We start from the raw sequence: 7,360 nt of genomic DNA, 5'->3' as shown, positions 1-7,360 counted from the left end.
GGCAGGCGTCGTGAGGCTGGCGGTTCTCGCAACCGTGACGCTGCCGGCGTTGGTCAGCGGCCCGGTGAGGCTGTAGGCCCCTGTGACCGCGAGGGTGGCGCCGGCGGCGTTGGCGAGGGTGCCGGCGCTGGCGACGGTTCCCGAGATGGCGAGGGTCCCGGCGTCGTTGCGGATGGCGCCATCGATCCGACCGGCGCTGGCCAGCACGGTGCCGATGTTGGTCAACCCACCCGCGACGGTGCCCGAGGTGAGGGTCGTGCCGGCATTGGCGAGGCCACCGGTGAGCGTGCCTGCGTTGGTCAGGCGGGTTCCCGACAGGATGACGACCGGTGCGGCGAGGCTGGCGGTGGTGGTGAGGCTGAGGCCGCCGGCGGCCAGGATGGCCGGACCGGTGAAACCCTGGGCGGCGGTCAGCGTGAGGGTGCCGGCGCCGGCCTTGGTCAGGCCGCCGGTGCCGTCGAGGGTTCCGCCGAAGGTGGTGGAGGTGCCGTCGCCGCCGGCGGTGAGGCGGGCTGAGCCGAGGTCGACGCGGCCCTGTCCGGCGAGGGATCCGACGGTCTCGCTGTCGGCGAGCGCCAGGGTCGCGCCGGCCGCGACGGTGACGGCGCTGAGGTCGCCGATGGCCTGTCCGCCGCGGGCGAGCAGGGTGCCTTCGGCGAGGGTGGTGGCCCCGGTGTAGGTGTTGGTGCCCGCCAGGGCGAGGGTTCCGGCGCCGAGCTTGGTCATGCCGCCGGGTCCGGAGAGGTCCTGGGCGAGGGTGACGGTGTTGGCGGGATCGGCGATGTCGAGGCCGCCGCCGCCCGGCCTCCAGAGGATCGGTCGGGCCGTGGTGGCGAAGGCGGTTCCGGTGATCTGGAGGGTTCCGCCGTCGAAGGCGAGGAGACCGCTGGGGGCGCCGAGGTTGGCGTTCTGCGCGACTGAGAGGGTGCCCTCTGCCAGGACGACGCCGCCCGAGAAGCTGTTGTTTCCGGTCAACGTCAGCGTGCCGAACCCGAGCTTGATAAATATACCCTGTGTGGGCACGTCGGCGAAGGAGGCGATCCGCGCGGGCTCGAACCGAGACTCGTTCTGCCAATTACGGACGATCTGAGCGATGGTGCCGTCGTAATCGGCGCTCGTCAGCCCCGAGAGATAGTTGTTCAGGCCGTTACCCACGTCTGCGCGGTCAAGGGCATAGGCTGGGTCCGTAAGGGGCCAGCGGTCACCATACCCGCTGGACTGGACGAACGCCGACAGAACCTGGTTGGCGACGGGATCGTCGGCAGCGGCCTTGATGGCGTCCTGGATCACGGATGGGCTGCCGTTGCGCAGGGCGCTGACGACGCCGACCAGCGCGGACCGGCTCGCCGGAAGGCCGGCTATCAGGACCGGGGTCTGAAGGCGGGAATCGAAGGAGGCCTTGCGGGTCGGCCAGGCGGCAGCCTCGGCATCGTTCTCCTGTTTGCGCTGGATCAGCGCGTCTTCGGAGATGTCGTTGGACCACGTGTCCTTCCTGCCGGCTGGCAGATTGACGGCGACGGGCCCCAGGAGTTGGCCTGGCCCCCGCATGGCCTTGTCGAGATCGATCAAGCCCCAGCCCCAGACCGCGTTCGGAGCATTGGGGTTGGCGTCGGGAACGCCATCCACGGCATTGCGGTGATAGGCGGTGGTGAGCAGGACGTCGCGGGCCTGCGTGTTGGTCATATACGGATAGCGCTGCATGATGACCGCCAGCGCGCCGGTGGCGTGCGGCGCCGCCATCGAGGTCCCATCGACCGCGGTGTAGCCGGTCTGATGGTTCGGATCGACACCCCAGTCGGTGGCACTCCAGACGGCATCTGGTGTATGTATTGGCACGGTACTGTTGATGGCATCGCCGGGCGCGACGACATACCAATACTTGGCTGCGCCGGCGCGATTCGAGTAATCGACGAGAATGACATCCTTGGGGGCCGTGCTTCCGTTGGCGCCTCGCCCGGCCGCGCCGATTGCGAGCCAGTTCTTCTCAAGGTCCGACCGGAAATACGGTAGGGATGAGCGAACGTTCGGATTGGCCCAGCCGGTATTTCCCACAGCGAAGACCTGAATGATGTTGTATTGCTTGGTCACATCGGCCAAGGCATCGACATAGCCAAGTTTGCCGTCGAATTTCGTGTAGGCTTCGCGCAAGCCTGCGAGCGTATTGTAATTGTCCGTGGGCGGCGGGCTGCCCCAGGACGAGTTGATCGCCCGGGCACCAGCGGCCGCCAGACTGCCATAGGCCTTCTTAAAATACGCGTAGTCGGCGTTCGCCCCGTAGATGCTTCCATCGGTCGCGTGAGTATTCGTCACGTAGACATTGGCGTCGAATGCCACGCCGTGCATGCCGACGCCGTTGCGGGCGGCCGCGATCGACCCGGTCACGTGGGTGCCGTGCGGATCGTTGAAGGTGGGATCGTAGGTGCCCGGAACTTTGTAGGGCTCACCCTTCTCGAAGAAACTCGGTTGCGGAGACAGGTCGTCCGGCGCGCCGGTCCAATCCATGAAATAGTAGCCCTTCGATCCGAAGGTGCCGGCGATCGTGAGCGGCTTCACGCGGCCGTCGGCGAATTCAGGGTGGGCCGTGTATATGCCCGAATCGACCACGCCGACCGTGATGCCCAAACCCGTGTAGCCGGTCGCGTAGGCATCTGCGGCGCGCATGGCCTCCAGGCCCCAATCGGCCCGATATTCCGGGGTGCGCCAGGACGCCGGATCGGTGCTGGCCGCGCTCTGCGCGAGGGCGAGGTTCGAACCGGACCATCCCAAGGCGGCAAAGCCCAGGCTCGCACGCCACGAGATCGATAAAACCGAATTCCGAAGACGTCTCATTCCCGTGAAGACCAATGGATATTCAGTTTCTTTGCACATTTATCCGCCCGCGGGCTATCTTACTTTTAAAACTGATAGTAAGAAACCGACAAATCGATTTATGTCGATGTCGATCTCAAAAAAATCTCGTGGCTACAATCTAAGCTCAGCTCGGATGACTACGCAATGGCCGAATGCCCATCGAAAGATAACCACAATAACGAATAAGATGCGATATTTTGCCGGTCGTAAGAGTTTTGGATCGATTTTATTCAATCGATCATGCTGCCATTTTTCATATCGTCATAAGAATTGCTCTGTCACAGAAACTGAAGCGCCAAACCAATAAGCCAACAAGTTGCACTTCTGCCACATTTCACAGAGGGATGTTTTGACAGCTGGCTCCCTCCGACTGGCTAAGCCATCCATGTGCGGCGGAGACTTTTGCGGCCATCCAGCCGATATCGGAGACGCGTCCGCCGTGCTGGACGGCTGAACGATCCCCCAAAGATCAGAGCGCTCGCTGCCGAAATCGATGCCGGCTGGACGCGAGGGAGCGCGCCATAACAGGAGCCGAGAGCCGCGCACCATGGCGACGCGACCGGGCACGGCTCAGCGGGTCTCGCGTTCGCGCGCCGACCAAAAGCCCTTGGCGGTCCAAGCCTCCGTCCAAGTGATCGGGATTGCACCCACACAGCATCGGTTGGCGGCTTCCGTCGCGGCCCGCGGGCGCGCGAGAGGCGCACCAGACGAAATGTGGCAGCCGTGTCACACATCTGATCAAATGGTGATGATCGGCGCGATTTGCGTCGTGGTTTCGCAAAAGAACCCGTGATCTTCTTAGGCAGTTATTATGCCAAAACGAAGAACTTCCAGAGTTTGTTGGAGCCCGTTGCAACCAAAAATCTTGGTGAAAGATCTTTATGTTCTGTAAATGTCGAATTTAGTTCAATTTGGGCGGCATATTTAGTTGCCACTTGAAAGAACGCAGATTTATTTCTTAATCTTCTTCGCGTCGACCTAATCGAGCTCGACACAGAATCACTTTGCTGCGATTGAAATTAGTGATCATAATATTTTAGAGCGTGAAATTGATGCCGATGAAAGACGCAAGCAAATATATATGACGACAGAACATATCGGAAAAATCAAATGCCCGGCGGTGGACCAACCCGCTGTATGGCGCTCGCACTCCGATCGCTCGGAGCCGGCGGTTGCAGGTCCCGTTCTGCGCACCGGCAGAGCTTGGTCGCGTTCCGGCCCTACGCCTGTTCCCCGACTGTCGGGCCGGTCGCGGCCATGACGGCACCGGTATCGCGGCCCCTGCCGCCGGAGGCCCAGGCTCGGCCGCCGGGGACGGCGGGGTCTATGCGCGTGCGGCCCTGCGTATCCGGCGCTTTCCGGCGGCCGGATCGGGCCGCGCCCATCGCGGCGCAGCGCGGGTCGGCGCTCGGATCCCATCATCGAGGGCGCAGGCCCGGGTGATCCCGTCCGCGGCTCGCACGCCGCGCTTCAACTCGTCGAACACGCTTGTCAGAAGCACAGCTCCGGAGATCGACCATGTCCCTCGGCCTGCCGGCATCACGGGGGCGACTGCGCGTCTCCGGAACTCTCCTGGGCGCCCTCTGGCTGACTGTGCCGACCTCCGCGCAGGCGACCGATCCCCAGGACCAACGCGCCCTGCGTGACGTCGTCCGCGCTGCCTATATCCGCGCCGGGCAGACCAAGACCGATGCAGAGATCGCCAACCTCGCCGTCTCCGCCCGGTCGCTCGTGACCTTCGATCCGCGCGCCGCGACGGAAGCCGACATCGTCGGCCTCGTGGGGCGGCTCGGGCTCACGGATGCGTCGCTGCCGAAGCCGCCGGATCCCGTCTCCCTGACGCGAACCCTCTCGAAAGATCCGCTGCCCGATTACGGCGGCGTCGACCTGACCGGACGGACGGCCGTGGATCTCGCCGGGATGCTGCAACGAGGCGAGACGACGTCGCGCGAGATCGTGTTGCAGTACATGTACAAGATCCAGCAACTCGACCATGCGGGCCCGGCCCTGCGCTCCGTCGAGCAGATCAATCCGGATATCCTGGCGCTCGCCGACCGGGCCGACGCGCAGCGGTTGGAGGCGCAGCGCCAGGGGCGGACGCTGCCGCCGCTCTTCGGCGTGCCGGTCCTGCTCAAGATGAACATCGGCACCGCCGACGATCTGCGCACCACCGCGGGCTCGGCAGCCCTGATCGGGTCCCGTCCGGCCGCCGAGGCGACCCTGGTGAGCGGAATGCTGGAGCAGGGCCTGCTCATCCTGGGCAAGGCCAATATGGGCCAGTGGGCCGGGATAACGAGCAACAATCAAAGCAGCACGGGCGGCCAGACGATCAGCCCGGTCGATCCGTCGATCGCGGTGGCCGGATCCAGCAGCGGTCCGAGCATCGCGGCCGCCATGCGCTTCGCGCCGCTCACCGTCGGATCGCAAACCTCCGACTCGATCATCTATCCGGCCCAGCAGCAGGGTCTCTACGCCCTCAAGCCGACGGCGGGCCTGATCAGCACGACCGGCATCGCCCCCTATTCCGGGCAGATCGACACCGCCGGCCCGATGGGCAACAGCGTCCATGACCTCGCGCTCGCCCTCAACGGGATGGTCAAGCTCGACACGATCGATACGCGCAGCAAGAACTTCGTCCGGCCGGCCGACTACAATGCCGGCTTAACCGGTGACCTGACCGGCCTGAAGGTCGGCCTCTATCACGCGTCGTCCACCGAGGATCCGCAGCGGCCGGCGCAATTCGATTCCCTCGTCGGCGGAATGCTCACGGCCGCGCACGCCGTAATCGTGTCACTCGATCGTCCCGGAGTCGACGCCGCGGTCAAAACGGCGGTCCGGGCGATGTCGGACGACGATCTCGTTCAGTTCGTGACGTTTGCCGATTCGTCCGCGCAGATTCCAACCGATCCGGCCGCCCGGGCCGCGTTTCTGAATAATTACCGGCAAACCTTTACCGACGGGGCGAAGCGGGTCGAAGCCGCGACCAACGGGGCCGTGCCATTCTACTTCTATGATGCTTACGTTTCGATTTCGAGCTATCTAGCCTCACGCATTTCTTCGCCTGACGATTACAAGAGTGCGCTGGTCCGTCTGCTGGGAGACAAGTTCTCGCGGCTGAACGTGGATCCGAAGGTCTTCGCCCGCACGATCGACGACCTCGTGGCCTTCGCCCAGAAGAACCCCGGCCTCGATAGCGGAGAGATGGCCCTGGCTGGTCTGGCCGCGGACAAGGTCGGTCGCTACGCCACCATCGACGAATTCGATCGCGCCTACGCGAATTGGATCCGGATCTCGACGGCGCTGATGTCGACTGTCCGCAATGCCCTCGGTGTCGATGCTGTGATCGGCTTCCTCGGCACCGACAACGACACCAACGACGGCCTCGGCCTGTTCAGCTTCTCGACGGAAATGACGTCCACATCGCCCCAGCTCAACGTGCCCTTTCAGGTGGGCGGAACGGCTGCGAACATCCTCATCGACGCCAATCCCTATCAGGAACAGACGCTGCTGAGGATCGGCCAAGCCCTCCAGCAGCAACTGAGTTCTGAAATATTCCGGGATTATCAGGCTCTGCCGCCCAAGCCCCCTGCGACCGGATATGGCGCCGATCAGCCGGTCGATTCCGGGCCGTTCCTGCCGCTCGTCCTCAAGAACCTCGACGACCATGGCCGCGCCACCAAGGCCCATCTGCTGACGACCGAGATGGCGCCGCTGGTGCTCAACGTCACCGACAGGACCCGGATTCCGCTCTTCGACGGGCGCATCTCCGGCATCGGCGGCTTGATCAAGGACGGGCCCGGCATTCAGCTCCTGATCGGGACGAGCGACTTCACCGGCGGGGTCTTCGTCTGGCAAGGTGGCCTCGCCGTCGACAAGACCGCGGCGCTCGGCGACCCCGGCAACACCGTGACGCTGGAGAACAAGAGCGCGCTGATCGCGACCCGAAGCTTCACGCTCGGGCGGCCCGTCATCCTGTACAACGGTGGCACCCTCGGGGTGCTCGCCGGTGCGACGCTCACGGAGGATGCGGTCGTGTCCGGCAATGATGGCCTGTTCAAGACAGGTCCGGGTCGACTGAGCCTGCTGGCCGACAACACCTATACTGGCGGCACGTATATCAAAGAGGGCACGGTTTCGGTGTCGCGGGAGTCGAATCTCGGCCAAGCCTACACCGCCGTGACGATCGGCGACGGCGCCGCCCTCGAGGCGACGGCGAGCTTCACGACCACGCGTCCCTTCACCTTGGAGGGGGCCTCGGGTCTGGCCGTCGACTCGGCTCGGACGCTGACTGTGTCGAACGTCGTGTCCGGTCCGGGGGCCCTGTTCAAGCTCGGGGATGGAACGCTGGCGCTCTCTGGGACCAACACCTTCTCGGGCGGAGTCGTCCTGGTGGGCGGCACCCTCTCGGTCGCGCGTGACGCCAACCTCGGCGCCCCCAGCGGCCCCCTCGCCTTCGACGGCGGAACCCTCCAGATCACCGGAACCGCCTTCGCCACCACGGCCCGACCGA

The 7,360-nt window shown here is 64.5% G+C and carries 2 protein-coding genes; one reads left to right on the top strand and one right to left on the bottom strand.

Annotated elements, in window-relative coordinates; genetic code table 11:
• The coding region (locus tag MKK84_RS00790; protein WP_279599295.1) for a S8 family peptidase at positions 1-2,766 on the bottom strand (2,766 nt) is incomplete at its 3' end.
• A 1,602-nt stretch (positions 2,767-4,368) separates the two neighbouring features.
• On the opposite strand from MKK84_RS00790, the gene MKK84_RS00785 reads away from it, so the two are divergent.
• Positions 4,369-7,360, top strand: a 2,992-nt coding sequence (locus MKK84_RS00785; RefSeq protein ID WP_243916134.1) for an amidase family protein, incomplete at its 3' end; no start/stop codon positions are given.

It is taken from the genome of Methylobacterium sp. E-065 (assembly GCF_022829605.1).
Taxonomy (GTDB): Bacteria; Pseudomonadota; Alphaproteobacteria; order Rhizobiales; family Beijerinckiaceae; genus Methylobacterium.
This window is presented reverse-complemented; position numbering and strand designations above follow the sequence as displayed.